The following is a 14,655-nucleotide window of genomic DNA, read 5'->3' on the forward strand; positions in this document are numbered from 1 at the left end:
GGTAGCTAACAATCAGGGTCTAATATACCTGATATTATCCATTTACTTAAGACAGAGTGAAAATAAATAGGGAGAACAGACCAGTTTATGGCTTATTTTCTCATTAATTATCTATTTTAAATCGTTAAGCGCTTCAATAACACGACGTAATGAATCTAATTCCCGCTCAAGGCTAGTTTCTTTTCCTCTAGAATAATGGTCATATATTCTAGTAGCGCCAGAGTGGCTATCATAACACTTATTACTAATTTTATGGATTTTCTTCCTGATTTTGGACACTTTGTTTTTATTACCATGGTATGAAGCGTGACGCAGTTGCTGCTCTAAACTCATGAGCGTTTTTCCGCAATCATAGTATTTTGAGCCTGCTTGCGAAGAAAATGGGATAAATAGCGCCAAGAGAGCGACTAATAACGTTTTTCTCATGATAATTTCCTGATATAACTCATAAAATAATTTCTACTAGTCCAACATTTATGAGTATTTTCATCTACGAGATTTATCTTAGTTAAATAATCATCGCACTTATGTATAAAATATTGAAAGATAGGTGTTCTTGAAACATACACTGTTGAGATGAAGGAATTTATAATCATGTCCCCAGATCAATTCCATGACCGCATGTGGGAAATACTGCAAGATATTAACAAAAATGAATTTCATGCTGTTGCAGCTAAACCTCCTACGGATAAAGCAATTGCCAATTTAGCTACATCCACAGGAATAGCATTACCCAAAGATTTTTTAGCCTTTTCGCAAAAAACTAATGCACTTTGCATCATGGCCCGAGAAGAATTATGGCCTGAAGCTAAATTATTCGATGTTGGCCCAGCGTGGACATTTCATCGAGGTTTAGTCATTTTAGGAATCGAAGCAGAAGATCTTCCTGAATGGGCTAATATACAAAATGCCTATGAAAGTTTAGTTGAACTTTATGAGCTAACCGATGTTTTGCCACTATTAAAAATCATGGGTGACGGTAACCATTATTGGGGCGTAAAACAGGATGGAACTTTTGTTGAAGTTTTCGATGGTGAAGCCACCACTCTCGAATGCAGCTTTATCGACACTTATGCGACAGAAATTAAAGAACTCATCCAGCGGCAAAAAGATATGTGCGAGCTGATAACTAAACGAAATAAAAAACATTAGCGTGTGTCAAATAACTTGATAACCGCTTATTGCGGTTTAGTTGGTATTAAATTATGGATAACCATAACTGAGTAAACAATATCTTTTTTATCGTGAATTTTGCGAAAATGGGCATTACTAACAATACCAACCATAATCTGCATGCCATTTTTTTCATAAACTCGCTTAAATGGCGTTGTTTCGTCATCAGATATTTTATCTAAGAAATAAATATCCCGTTTATAACGCTCGATTGTTTGCTTTGGCAAACCATATGCTTCAAACATTTTCTGGTTAATCGCATCATACTCGGCCAAAATGACTGATTGGTCGCGGCTATCTTTTCCTTGAGAAGAAACTAACATTAATGTATTTTTTTCCCGAGAAAACATCAATAAAAACAGTTTATTTGCTATTTGAGGAGAGTTTTCTGATGAACATAAAGCACCTCCCTCTTCAAATTCAGTGCATTGTAATCCTTTTAAATTCAATTTTTTTATATCAACGGGGGTTTGCCCCCATTTGAACCCATAGGGGGCATCCAATTTTTTCGTTGTACAACCAGAAGCAAACACCAGTATTAACGTAAACAAAATCCCTTTATTCATCACTTCTCAAATTCCAATTAAGTCATCTAATTTGATACTACCAAAAACGAATAATTAATCAAAAATTAACTTTTCTATCATTACATTAAATGACTCAATTGATTTCTGCGTAGTTAAGGCCATCTTATTCTTCTTTACTCTCCTGCTGTTTAGCCTTTGCCATAGCAATTTCTTTCAGCCAATCCGCTAATAAAGGTTTTGTTTTTACTGTGTCTAGTAGTGCTCGTTCGTGTTTCGTTAATCGTACAACAACAACTTCAGTTTTCATGTTAGACATAGCTCGATCCTCTTCAAGAATCAAAATAGTGCCACAAAACATCAACAGAACGGTCTGACTTACGGTTTTTTACACGAATTACGCGTTAGCTGACACAACAAAGCAACTTTTGCGCTCTTATAAAAATAATTCATTGAATATAAAGAAGAAATATAACTAACAAACCGATATTAGTTGAGTAGATACAACGAATTTAAAGAGGATTAGATACAAAAAAACCACCTATAGGTGGTTAATTGTTAATTTCAAATCATCACTGATTGAAATTGAGATGGTGCCCAGGGCGGGACTTGAACCCGCACAGCCTAAAGGCCGAGGGATTTTAAATCCCTTGTGTCTACCGATTTCACCACCTGGGCCAAATTGTCTTTCTCACAAACTTGGATAAATTATTAATTTACCCAACTAACCATATATTCAATAACGATGCATAGTGGTTATGCTAACTTAAAATAAAACACTTAATGGTGTTTAATTACTTTAAGATGGTGCCCAGGGCGGGACTTGAACCCGCACAGCCTAAAGGCCGAGGGATTTTAAATCCCTTGTGTCTACCGATTTCACCACCTGGGCTAAATTTTGGAGGCGCGTCCCGGAGTCGAACCGAGCTACACGGATTTGCAATCCGGTGCATAACCGCTTTGCTAACGCGCCTTATCCGAATTTCTTTCGAAATTTGGAGCGGGAAACGAGACTCGAACTCGCGACCCCGACCTTGGCAAGGTCGTGCTCTACCAACTGAGCTATTCCCGCGTAAAGCTTCACTTTTCAGCTTATGCTTTTCAAACTGGCTGATTTACTTATTTATTTTCGTAAACCATGTTGCCGTTCGATGCGTTGCATTCTACTGATTTCACCTATCGAGTCAATACAATTATTGAAATAATTGGATCGTTCGCTGTTTTTTCAATCATTTCGATCACGCTTCGCTCAAATCGCCCCATGCAGCCTTTAAATATTGGAACATTGACCAAAATGTTAAGATAGCAGCCACATACATAAGTGCAATTGAAAGGTTTTCAATTAATGGTGTTGGGCGCCACAATAAACCGACTAATGACATCATTTGAGCTGTTGTTTTAAATTTCCCGATCCAAGAAACAGCCACACTACTACGTTTACCTATCTCTGCCATCCATTCACGTAAAGATGAAATAATGATTTCACGTGCAATCATAGTTGCCGCAGGTAAAGTCACATACCAAACATCATAACTTTCTGTGACTAACACTAACGCCGTTGCAACCATGACTTTATCAGCAACTGGATCTAAAAAAGCACCAAACTTTGTGGTTTGCTTCCACAATCTGGCTAAAAAACCATCAAACCAATCAGTTACCGCTGCGATAACAAAAATAAGCGCACATGCAAACGGCCCCCAAGTAACAGGGAGATAAAAGGCTAATACAAAAAACGGTATTAGGATGACGCGAAATAATGTCAACCACGTTGGTATGTTTAATTTCATCACGCTCACTAACTTTTTGACCAAGTTGGATATTATGAATATGTTGCCCTAAGACACTCACTGTTTCAATGCATTATAAATCTTTTCTGCAAGGGCGTATGAGATCGAGGGCACTTTTGCGATTTCTTCTATACTTGCATTACGTAAAGGCTGTAACCCACCCATATATTTTAGCAACATTTGCCGACGTTTTGGCCCAACCCCTTCAATAGATTCTAATGCGCTAGTACTTTTGACCTTTGCTCGTCGTTGTCGATGCCCTGTAATCGCATGATTATGCGACTCATCTCGGATATGCTGGATCACATGCAACGCCGGAGAATCTGGTGGTAATGAAAAACCTTCACCTTCAGGTTTTAAAAATAACGTTTCAAGCCCCGCTTTACGGTCGCTTCCCTTAGCTACACCAATTAGCAATGGGTGTTTTTTATCCCAATCGACCTCAAGTGAATTAAATACATCCCTTGCCTGCCCTAGTTGGCCTTTACCACCATCAATAAAGATGATGTCAGGCACTTTGCTTTCATCAATATGTTTACCATAACGACGCGTTAAGACTTGATGCATCGCCGCATAATCATCCCCCGGAGTGATCCCTGTAATATTATAGCGCCGATACTCTGATTTAACTGGCCCTGATTTATCAAATACAACGCAAGAGGCGACGGTTTGCTCCCCCATCGTATGTGAAATATCAAAGCACTCCATGCGGTTAATATTTTCTAAATTAACGACTTTTGCTAGTGCTGCCATGCGTTGTTGTACCGTCGAGTGTTGCGCTAATTTTGTAGAAAGCGCAATTGATGCATTCGTTCTCGCTAATTTTAAGTAACGAGCCCTCACACCACGCGGCTGGCTTTGAATATTAATTTTACGTCCGGCTATCTCAGAAAGAGACTCCGCTAATAATTCTTTTTCTGTTAATGCAAAATCTAATAATATTTCACCCGGTAGCGTTCTATTTTCGCTGCCTTGTAAATAAAACTGACCTAAGAAGGTTTGCACCACTTCCTCAAGCTGAGTATCTGCTGGAATTTTAGGAAAATAGCTACGGCTGCCAAGGACTTTCCCTTGACGAATAAAAAGTACATGCACGCAAGCAAGGCCAGACTCAAAAGAAACGCCAATAACGTCTAGGTCATCGCTGTCCCCAGATACATACTGCTCTTCCGTAACAGCCCTTACCGCTTGAATTTGATCTCTAAAACGTGCGGCATCTTCAAAGCGTAGTTCTAAACTTGCCTTTTCCATACGCTCAACGAGACCCGCCAAAACTTGTTTATCTTTTCCGGTTAAAAATAAACGGACATATTCAACTTGTTGATTATAGTCTTCATCGGAAACCAAGCCTTTAACACAAGGACCTAAGCAACGGCCAATTTGATATTGCAGACAAGGCCTTGAGCGATTTCGATACATGCTATCTTCACATTGACGTATCGGAAATAACTTCTGCATTAACGCCAGTGTTTCTCTCACCGCATAAGAACTGGGGAAAGGGCCAAAGTACTCACCTTTCGCATGTTTCGCCCCTCTATGCATCGAAATTCTAGGATGTGTTTCACTGCTCAAAAATAGGTAAGGATAAGATTTATCATCACGCAGCAATACGTTATAACGTGGTTGATACAACTTAATATAGTTGTGTTCAAGTAATAGTGCTTCTGTTTCAGTATGAGTCACCGTCACATCAATAGAGGCGATTTGCTTAACCAACTGCTCTGTTTTACGACTTCCCACATTTTCACGAAAATAACTGGATAAGCGTTTTTTAAGATCCTTTGCTTTCCCTACATATATGACCGTTTCCCCAGCGTCATACATACGGTATACACCAGGTTGATTAGTGACTGTTTTTAAGAAAGCTTTCGGCTCGAACTGTTCTGACACTCGGATAAACCCTGTTTTGCTGTAATTAAACCATAACTGATGGCTATATGAGTTAATTCTACATCACTACAGATATTAAGTTTACTAAACATTCGATATCGATAGGTATTTACTGTTTTAGGGCTTAAGGAAAGCGACTCTGCCACCCGTTTGATAGGTATCCCTTGAGTAATCATTAACATGATTTCCAATTCACGCCCTGATAATAAATCATATATATCTTGTTGATTGCTATAGATTAACCGCTGGAGAGCAAGGTCTTGCGCGATATCCGGAGAGATAATTCGCCGTTTAACACTCACAATCTGGATAGCTTCAATGAGCTCTTCTTCTGTCACATTGATACTTAATAAACCAAAAATACCGATATCTAGTGCTTTTAAAAAAAATGACGGATTATTTCTGACATTGTATATAATGATCCCAACATCCGGTTGAGTTCTGCGCAGTGTCTGGACTGTTTTTAGTGAATCATAACGGAAGCTATCACTACTGATTAAAATCATATTTGCTTTCTGGCATCTATTCCATGTAATCGCATGTTCCACACCTGGAAAAGAAGCAACAACCTTATAGCGTATATGACGTGAAAAAACTGCCTCAAAACCACGAATTGCAATATTATTATCGTCAATTACGATTATAATTATTAATATATTTATTTGAATTAAATGATTTATATTTTAAATAACCATATACTTAACCAACCAATGGACACAACAATGGACACAATAGTATTTTGTGTAATTAGGGTAAAATTCAGGGAGTTGAGAGGAGTGGTACAAAACCATAAAAGACCAGGAGTGTCTAAAAAGCACTATGATAGATATGACTATTTAAGAGAAAAACGTGAAGTTCTCGACTCTTGGCATGAAAAGCTAATCAACCTTAAAAGTGAGGTAATGTAATGTTTACCGCCCAAGATAAGCATTTTATAACTCATAATATGAGCATGGACATCAATTTTATTGAATCAAAATTGCAAGAGCCATCTCTCAATAAATATCAGTCTGCTGCGGTTGATTTAATATCAAACTATATTTTCATGGCAAAAAACATTAACACAATTGGAACCCCATCGAGCCACATTGACACCACCAATTTATTTAATAACCTTTTAAATCAATGATTAAAGAGATATCACAAGATAAAGAAACTGAGATTTATAAAATTTTAGATAGTTTCAGACATGCATTTCTTTCTTATGTTAATGGTGGTCTTATAAATTTATATATTAGACAAGAAAATGAAGGCTGGTACCCTAAAATTTTACTAGCTGATATTTTAGAGCCGAACCAAATAAACACACTGTCAAATAATTTTTGTGTATACCGGGGTTGCGATATTAGTGAATTAGTTAGTCGTGATTACGGACAATCATGGACATTATCAGAGCAAGTTGCTTCTAATTTCGCGTTTGACCTTTACAAAGATAATGATTGGTTTGATCTTAATAATAGGGTTGTACTAACAACAAAACTGTCTAAAAAGGATATATTTTATTATTCTGAAGATTATGGTGAAGCTGAAGTGATTGTTGATACTAAAAAATTAAGAAATGTATCCCTACACTCAAAAATCTAAGTGATTGATAATAAATTTAATTTTATTTAACACCTAAAGAGTGCTGAGGGCCAAAGTATTGACCCCGTTAAAAATAAAAACTAAATTTATATGCTTTGACGAATCGTAGATCCGTCAGACCTTATCATCTTATAAAACTTACATAAAGGATTCTTGCTACGTGCAATAGACATAATCTCATCAATCACAGCTGATTGAGTCCTAACACCAAAAGTAATTGAAAGTAATGACTCTGGCGAAAACTCGACATCTGTATACAATTGTTCTGATTGGCCAGTAGCAGCCCATGTTCTTTCATTGGTTTGAAAGTTGACTCTACCTTCAATCATACCAAAGTCTTCATTAAAAAAGAGTCTATATTCTTTTTCATATTTCCATATTATCTTCTTGGAGAAAAAAACATCTCTAATGAGAGCTTCATTTATAGGCTTTGTTTCTCCATATAATAATAGTTCAATTGCACTGGTGGAACTTTTTAGTTCATTTACATACTGTACGTTCCCTTGGCGAAGTCTAAGTGGAGCCGCTTTATATAAATTATCAAATTCAAATACGCAGCCTCTATGCTCATCTGCATAATGAGCCCACATTAGGTCATTAGCATAGCTTGGTGTCACACACAAAACACGAGCACAATTAATAATTACTCTATTTATATAATCTCGAAAATAATCACCAATATTAGGGAATGCATCTGTTAATATATTCTCAACTATAGCATGATATATATTCAAGTCCCCATTTTTTTTTGCGACATATTTGAGCATTTCTATCATCAATTGTGTGTTTGGAGAAAATGCATTGATATTATAAATCAAATAGCCTGCCGCGCAATCAGCCAAGACGCCAATCATCGCCTTAAAGTCAGATTTATATTCGCTATCAGAGAAAGGGGAAAATTGGCATTCATCAATATCATTAAAAATACTTGGGCTTGACCATCTAAGCGTGCTATTTTCAATTACTATCTTACCTGTATTTGTAGTCATATATTTGTAAAATGACATCACTCCTCCAAAATTCAATATTAAAAATTAAATATATACTGAATAATACTGGTAAATATAAATTATTGATATTAGTAATTACTAAAATACATATCATTTAATTGGTAACTAAGCTTCACCTCCACTGTTCATTAATGACAACTCCCCCTTCATTTTGCAGCACGATTTTTCAGAGTGATGATTATCTACAAAACGCCGTTGCTTTCAAACATCACTCAGCCTCATAAACGGAGGTCACATGAACACCACTCAATTACTTTTATTTGCTCTAAATTGCATCAATGAAAACAGAGAGACAACTCACACAGAGAAGTCTCACATTTACGTTTTCTATAAAAATGAAATCGAGAACAAGCAAAGCATAAATGACTTCATGCTCAATTTTGAGTCAATGCAAATTTGTCAGCAGATTGAGCAACAAAAAAGAGCACAAGTCATCGCGTTTGTTGAAGGGGACTTGCTTGAAGCTTAACAGAAATTAAAGCTCAGAGGTTTGTATATTTAGTTCCGCAGCGTCCTGCTCTGCCCTTTCCGCTTCCTCTGCTGCACGTTTAGCTTCTTCTTGTGCTAATCGCTCTGCCTCTAGCTTAGCGAGTCTCTCTGCTTCAGCTTGCTTTTGATTGTAGAGGGAGTTAGGTGGCATTTCGACACGCATGTCTATCCAGCGCGATTCAGGTACGTCACAAGGCTCGTAGTTTTCGAAGTAAACAGGCACGCCTTCTTCATCAAAGTGCTTAATGCGCTTGTTCTGGAAACGTTCTGGCATATCTGCGTTCTGTTGGTGGAAAACAAAAACTTCAATATCACCATCAGGTCTCACCTCGTAATCAATGAGAACCATGTTTTTACCGTTATGGTCTTGAGGAATGACAAAGCCGTTATTGATACCCCATGCACCATCTGCATTAAAACCCACAACACCTTTAATGAGGTAATGACCAATACCAAGGTGCTCCATTTCAACGCCTTCAGATTCGTCGTTTAACTCAATGTCATCAGCGAAGAGTTTTACCACCGGGGAAGCGGCTTTTAAGTTGCCGTTTGAGTCTTTGGTTGTGTTTTTGTCTGAGTAAAAAATACATCTCTCCGGTTTTGAGCCAGTACTGCCCTTTCGTATCATTTGAAGCCAGCTATTACTATAATTTGGCAACAGCAATACTTGTGAATTACTCCCTGCTGAATATTTTGCAATAATACTTGAGCCATAAAAATCAGTTATACCAAGCTCTGCCATACCTTCAATTGTGTGTGCAAGGCTATAGAACCCAACTTTATTTTTACTAAAATCACTAACACTTGGTAAAAAACCGCCATTTTCAGCACCGCCTAGCCCAAAATTACCAACTTGCATTGCTGTTCCCATGGACTTAGGAAACGAAGTGCTGTATTTGATTTTCCCATCAGGCCCACGCTCATATAGCTGAGCCATGACGGATTGTTCGTCAGGCTTAGCTTCTAAGTAAAGAGTTGAGCCATCATCTTTTTTCAGTCTTAAAGTTGGATAATTCATCCCTTTTTTATATACCGTTATTGACTCCATTTCCCCTGTAGTTTTATCAACCTTTCCATCTAGCTGCTTATCCATTTCTTTTGTCGTGCGTAGCTGTTGGGTTGTTTGGTCTGGCAATGTCACAGTGATAATTCCCTGCTCGGTCATCCAGCGCATTAATATGTCGCTGAACTGCACATTCGCACCATTCATGGACACAATCTTATTCATCGCATCAGAAACAGAATGAACCATTGTTGTGAGAATGACGTACTTCGCCCCCGTTGCTGCGGTTGGTAATGGGAAATTTAACGTGAGTTCAGTATCCGATTGAATCGACTGAATACTGTTATTGTAAACCGTGGTACCAATTTGAATCTGTATTGCTTGCTCTGCGGATACACGATTAATGTTATTGAGCCATTTGGTGCCGGTACCGACTAATTTAGTGCTATTTGCTGTTGTGGTAACTGTGCCTGTGCTGTACATGGGATTCTCCGAAATTTAGATACAAAAAAACCGCAATTAAGCGGCTTGTTTAAGTGAATGGTTTCTAACTGAATTTAAACGATGACGAATTGTGCTTACATGCCTGTATCATTGCTGGCAGGATTTTAGTTGTGCACTGATTAGCATGATAAGTTGTGTACCTTATGGTCACTTTTACATCTTTATTGGTTGCGGGGACTGTTGCATATAATGAACAAATTAAACGCCATTCCTTGCCGTTATCATTTCTAATCACGGTTGTTTGGGGGGTGTAGGTAGTGCCGCCTATAATCACCTGAACATACGCATCACCAATGGCATCTGGTACCGAGCCAATTGACTCAAACTGCATAGTGGGCATAAGTAGATTGACATCATAGGGCATACCACCGACATAAATAATCGAAGTCTCTATAACTTGGTCATATTTACTGCCGTGTATTTCACTTTTAGACGCTTGCTTATATGTTGTCGCTGTCGCGTTATCCCCGATTAGCCTTTCAACATAAACGGTTCCTTTAAATTCACCATCATTTGCATAGACCTTCCCTCTAAATGTTCCATCATTAAATTCAGGGTTACCATTTTTAGGTATTTGCCAGCCTTTCTCTCCTTTTTTAAAGTCATTGGACTGGATGACATTACCAATTTTCGCATTCGTAATTGAACCATCTTGAATAAGACCTGAGCCAATAAAGACTTGCCCATTCTCAACAGCAAACGCAGTCTCTAACTTACCGCTAACGGGGTTAAAGATAGCAAACGTATCCGCACTGAAACCAATTTGCGTGACCACTTGACCATTTTTAACACCAGCACCTATTATCATTTCAGCATCATAATATTGGCCGTTGTACATCACCGCCGTTTTAAACGAAATAACAGAAGAAGCATTTCCTTGATAGTCCACTTCTGTTTTTGCCATTTTCTCAATAGCAGCTTGGGTTTCACCGACTTCTGACTTAATGAATTCGTTAACTTCCGCTTGTGATTTTTGATTATCAGCGACAACTTTCTGTAATGAGGAAACTCTTGAGTTGATATCACCAAATTGAGCATCAAGCTGTTCAATTTTTTGAGCGAATGCGATTTTGTCGTTAGCAACAACCGTTTCAATATTTCTGATTGATGCTCTCGCCTTAAGTATTTCTGTGCCTTGTATGTTGTGTTGTGCGGTTAATTGCCCTACCGTTTCAACATTAGCGCCTTCCATGTTTGCCATTGTTTGTTGAATATAGGCAATAAAAGCCTCATTATCCTCAAAACGGGATTCAGTCTGCTGATTAACTTCTGTGAGTGTTTTATCAGTTTCAGCAATAGCCGTTGTATTTTTCGTTACCGCTGCACTGATGTTTGATAATTCCCCCTTATTTTTATCAATTTCCTCTTTGTTCGCGTTAATATCCTTGCCAAGCTCTGCACGCACTTGTTCTGTGCGCTCAGATTGAGCCTTATCTTTCTCCGCTATTGATTTGCGAACATCAACAAATTCAGCTTCTGATTGCTCACGCTGCGCTTTTACACTCTCAGCTAATTCGGCTGTCGCTTGCTCATTTGTTGCTGTTGCCGTTGCAAGTCGGGTGACTTCGGATTTTGTTTTCAATAACTCTGAATTCGTTTCATTCACTTGTGCATTTGTTTGCATCAGTGCTTCAGAGAAAGAAAATTCAAGATTAGTGATAGTTTGATTGATGTTGGTGATATAGCCGGTCATTTCACCGAACCGGGCTGTCGTCGATTGTTCAAACTTCGCTTGCGCTTGCTTTAAATCAGCCGTTGCCGTTTCGACAGTAGTGACACGGCCTTTAATAGTGCCGACTTCCTCGTTGGTCTCACCTAAATCAGCACGAACTTGCCTAATATCCTCTGCAAAAGCTTCATTTGATTTTGCTAGCGCATTTTGAACATTCAGAACATCAGCCGCCGTATGCTCAAATTGAGTCGCAACTTCTTGCTGGTACTTTGCTTGAGAGGCAGTGAAGTCAGCTTGAACTTGCTCTAACTGCTTAATTGACGCCTTACCTTTAGCGGATTCTTCCTTGAGTTCATAGTAATTTTCAGTCGAAAAGTGAACAACTTCCATGACCGCTTCATTAACCGCCTCTAATTCGCGATCAATACTGATAACCTTCTGCCTAAAATCGTCACTATCAATTTTTAAATCAGTGAGATTATCTTTATTGAATTCAATTTGCTCCTGCATTTGCTGGCCAGCTTCGGTGCTGAGGAACTTGTCGCCAACCGCGTCCAAAATACCCTCAACATCTGTTGATGATTCACCTAAAACAAAGCTTGTCCATTCCGATTGATTACCACTTTTATCCACCAGCCTTGCACGAAAATAGAAGCGCACACCCGCTTTAAGGCCAGACATACGATAGGATTTCAGAGGATAAGGTACATCCGCCAGCAACTGCATAGAATCAGCAATATTTTCAGGTGAATACTGCAGCTCTGTTTTGAGTGAGTCACTGGTATTTACATCAAAGCCCCAATCCAATGTAATGCCCCAAACCTCTGAGGTCGCACGTAGGTTTAATGGTTTCGGTGGATTGCCTTCTTTACCGTTGAGCTGGGTTTCTTCTGCATTGGCCCACACGCTGGAAATTTCAGATGCATTAATTGCACGTACGCGAACTTGATAACGCCCTGCATAAATACCATTGACCTCAAAACCCAGCGTCGATGTCCGTGGGGCATTTATCCAGTTACCATTATCACGACGCCATTCAGCTTCATACGCAATCGCACTCTCTGCAGCTTCCCAATCAACACGCAGTGTAGTGAATGCAATGCCTTGGTCTACTTGTGAATAGGAGGAAATACGCACGTTTTTCGGTGCTGGCTGCACATTGGGCGGGATAACTGTAATTGGCCGTTCATCAATACGCGCCCCTGAATCAATGTGAGCATAATTGTCAGGGTTATGAATGGTACCGTTAATGGTGTAGGTATTATCACCATTGTCACTGATGTTAATCACTCGATACAGTTGAACGGCTAAGTCGTCAGAATCCACCACCCACACAGCTTCCTTTTGGGGTAATTGTGAATATTCAACAGAAACCGTCACCACATTTTTATTTACGGCCGTAACTGTTCGCCCCTCTGAGCCGCCATTAGGCAAGTTTACGATTAAGCGATCACCGGCTTTAATTGAGGTCGTTCTATCGAGGGTAATTTTACGCCCCTCTACGGATGAAATACGGCCCCCCGTATTACGACCAGCAAGTGATGAGTCAGCAACCGCAATAATATGACCAGGAGAAGGTATTGCCCCCTCCAACCCGGTAGCAAAAGAAATCATGCGGTCATTGGCATTGGTTAATAATGCCCAGCGGCCTCGACGATTGGCTTCACTTCGACGGGTACACCCTATTGCCGATAACTCCAATTTACGAACACCATAGCGCCGCCGAAGCTTTAAATCGACAACGGGCTCAACATCATCGTTGCTGTGGTTATCGATATTCGTAAAAGAAACTAAAGCTTGGGTATAACGATTCTGAATACTGCCACCGGAATATGATGGCTTACCCCCGACGATATTGGCATTGGTGAACGTACGGAAAATAGTGGACGGCATATCAGCGATAGCATTAACTTTATTATCCGACCAATAAGTCATGCCACGGAAAATCGCCGCAATATCCCGTAACACGGTATACGCAGCCTCTTGTGATTGGATATACACATCACATAAAAAACGAGGCTCTTTACCGTCACCACCATGTCCATCTGGGACTAATTCATCACAATACTGTGCAATTTTATATAAGTCCCACTTTTCAACTTGTGAGGCTTTAATCCGGTCACCGCAGCCGTAACGGTTATTGAGTACCAAGTCATAAAATACCCATGCTGGATTATTCGTTACCGCTAATTTAAAGGTGCCATCCCATACCCCTGAATAGGTCCGATTAATGGGGTCATAATTCGTTGGTACCTTGACCAGTATTCCCCCTTTGGGGCGTACGCTGATTTTAGGGATACGGTTATTAAATTGACGGGCATTAAAGGTAATGAATAACAGGGACGTATTTGGGTACCGCAATTTTGCATCAATCACCTCAGTAACTGCCGCCACATTAATCCGATCTGCAATACGTGCGTTATTCTGGTTTTTCGTTAAACGCCGAACACGGACTTGCCAACCTGTATTTGCTTTAGGTAAATCAATACGATGGGTGCGTTGATATTCACTGGTTGTTTTGCCATCAAATGCAGATTTAACGGCCTCTTTATACCCTGCGCCATCCGTAGAAAGCTCAATCACATAATCAACACGGTACCCGGTTGTGTCACCATTATCATGGTTCTGCATAAATTGTGGAACAGCTAAACGAATACGTAGCGCTGATAATTGCAAGTTGTTGATAGTTCTAACGTACGGCTGGTCATCTTTAAGTTCCATTCCGACGCTGAACTCATTATCAACCGAAGGGATACCTTGAATATACTCCTGATGCTCCGTGCCGGCACGAAACTCCCACGTTACCCCTTCAAAGTTTTTAGAGCCATCGGCATTCGCTATCGGGGTGTCATCAAGAAAAATACGTGTATCGTCAAGCCCACCTGCGATTTCACCCTCTGATAATGCTAACAATATTTTTGCTGTGGATTCTGATAGCAGGCTATCTTTTTGCTCTACGGGTGTCCGAGGTTTGGAACTCCCCCCTTTAGCGCCTTGAATTCTCATATTTCACCCATAA

The 14,655-nt window shown here is 39.4% G+C and carries 12 protein-coding genes and 4 tRNA genes; 3 read left to right on the forward strand and 13 right to left on the reverse strand.

Translation table 11 applies throughout. The annotated features are described in order from the left end of the window. Positions 1-111: 111 nt before the first annotated feature. The gene (locus ACU696_RS14900; RefSeq protein ID WP_115167415.1) at positions 112-426 is read right to left on the reverse strand and encodes a DUF1090 family protein; all 315 of its coding nucleotides are present in this window, start codon (positions 424-426) and stop codon (positions 112-114) included. 168 nt (positions 427-594) lie between these two features. On the opposite strand from ACU696_RS14900, the gene ACU696_RS14905 reads away from it, so the two are divergent. Then, positions 595-1,152 (forward strand): SMI1/KNR4 family protein, encoded by a 558-nt coding sequence (locus ACU696_RS14905; RefSeq protein WP_196719035.1) that lies wholly within the window; start codon positions 595-597, stop codon positions 1,150-1,152. A 26-nt stretch (positions 1,153-1,178) separates the two neighbouring features. On the opposite strand, the gene ACU696_RS14910 is transcribed toward ACU696_RS14905, so the two are convergent. From ACU696_RS14910 to ACU696_RS14950, 9 genes are all read right to left on the reverse strand, one after another. Next, positions 1,179-1,739, reverse strand: coding sequence for a hypothetical protein (locus ACU696_RS14910; RefSeq protein ID WP_117162027.1), 561 nt, complete (start codon positions 1,737-1,739; stop codon positions 1,179-1,181). Between the two features lie 124 nt (positions 1,740-1,863). Further along, entirely contained in the window at positions 1,864-2,016 is a 153-nt protein-coding gene (locus tag ACU696_RS14915) for a hypothetical protein (protein ID WP_042851570.1), read from the reverse strand. A 272-nt stretch (positions 2,017-2,288) separates the two neighbouring features. Continuing rightward, positions 2,289-2,375, reverse strand: a tRNA-Leu gene (locus ACU696_RS14920). A 127-nt stretch (positions 2,376-2,502) separates the two neighbouring features. Beyond that, positions 2,503-2,589 (reverse strand) — tRNA-Leu (locus ACU696_RS14925). Between the two features lie 7 nt (positions 2,590-2,596). Continuing rightward, positions 2,597-2,670 (reverse strand) — tRNA-Cys (locus ACU696_RS14930). Positions 2,671-2,693: 23 nt separating this feature from the next. Then, positions 2,694-2,769 (reverse strand) — tRNA-Gly (locus ACU696_RS14935). 166 nt (positions 2,770-2,935) lie between these two features. Further along, entirely contained in the window at positions 2,936-3,484 is a 549-nt protein-coding gene (pgsA, locus tag ACU696_RS14940) for a CDP-diacylglycerol--glycerol-3-phosphate 3-phosphatidyltransferase (protein ID WP_004263394.1), read from the reverse strand. A 57-nt stretch (positions 3,485-3,541) separates the two neighbouring features. Further along, the gene (gene uvrC, locus ACU696_RS14945; protein ID WP_109911211.1) at positions 3,542-5,374 is read right to left on the reverse strand and encodes an excinuclease ABC subunit UvrC; all 1,833 of its coding nucleotides are present in this window, start codon (positions 5,372-5,374) and stop codon (positions 3,542-3,544) included. Continuing rightward, the gene (locus ACU696_RS14950) at positions 5,341-6,054 is read right to left on the reverse strand and encodes a LuxR C-terminal-related transcriptional regulator (RefSeq protein ID WP_447343230.1); all 714 of its coding nucleotides are present in this window, start codon (positions 6,052-6,054) and stop codon (positions 5,341-5,343) included. Before ACU696_RS14950 ends, uvrC begins: the two co-directional genes overlap by 34 nt. A 445-nt stretch (positions 6,055-6,499) precedes the next feature. Here ACU696_RS14950 and ACU696_RS14955 point away from each other — a divergent pair, with 445 nt between their 5' ends. Further along, positions 6,500-6,958: a hypothetical protein gene (locus ACU696_RS14955; protein ID WP_447343134.1), complete on the forward strand. Its 459-nt coding sequence runs from the start codon at positions 6,500-6,502 to the stop codon at positions 6,956-6,958. Between the two features lie 86 nt (positions 6,959-7,044). On the opposite strand, the gene ACU696_RS14960 is transcribed toward ACU696_RS14955, so the two are convergent. Further along, positions 7,045-7,965, reverse strand: a complete 921-nt coding sequence (locus ACU696_RS14960; RefSeq protein ID WP_447343135.1) for a DUF2971 domain-containing protein — start codon at positions 7,963-7,965, stop codon at positions 7,045-7,047. Positions 7,966-8,203: 238 nt separating this feature from the next. Between ACU696_RS14960 and ACU696_RS14965 the strand changes: the two genes are divergently transcribed. Beyond that, a complete protein-coding gene (locus tag ACU696_RS14965; RefSeq protein ID WP_447343136.1) occupies positions 8,204-8,437 on the forward strand; it encodes a hypothetical protein in 234 nt (77 codons plus the stop codon). Positions 8,438-8,443: 6 nt separating this feature from the next. Here the strand turns inward: ACU696_RS14965 and ACU696_RS14970 are convergent, their stop codons facing one another. After that, complete coding sequence (locus ACU696_RS14970) at positions 8,444-9,943, reverse strand: phage tail fiber protein (protein ID WP_447343137.1); 1,500 nt, start codon at positions 9,941-9,943, stop codon at positions 8,444-8,446. 64 nt (positions 9,944-10,007) lie between these two features. Next, entirely contained in the window at positions 10,008-14,642 is a 4,635-nt protein-coding gene (gene gpJ, locus ACU696_RS14975; RefSeq protein WP_447343138.1) for a TipJ family phage tail tip protein, read from the reverse strand. Between the last annotated feature and the right edge of the window lie 13 nt (positions 14,643-14,655).

It is taken from the genome of Providencia sp. PROV_01 (genome assembly GCF_053098325.1).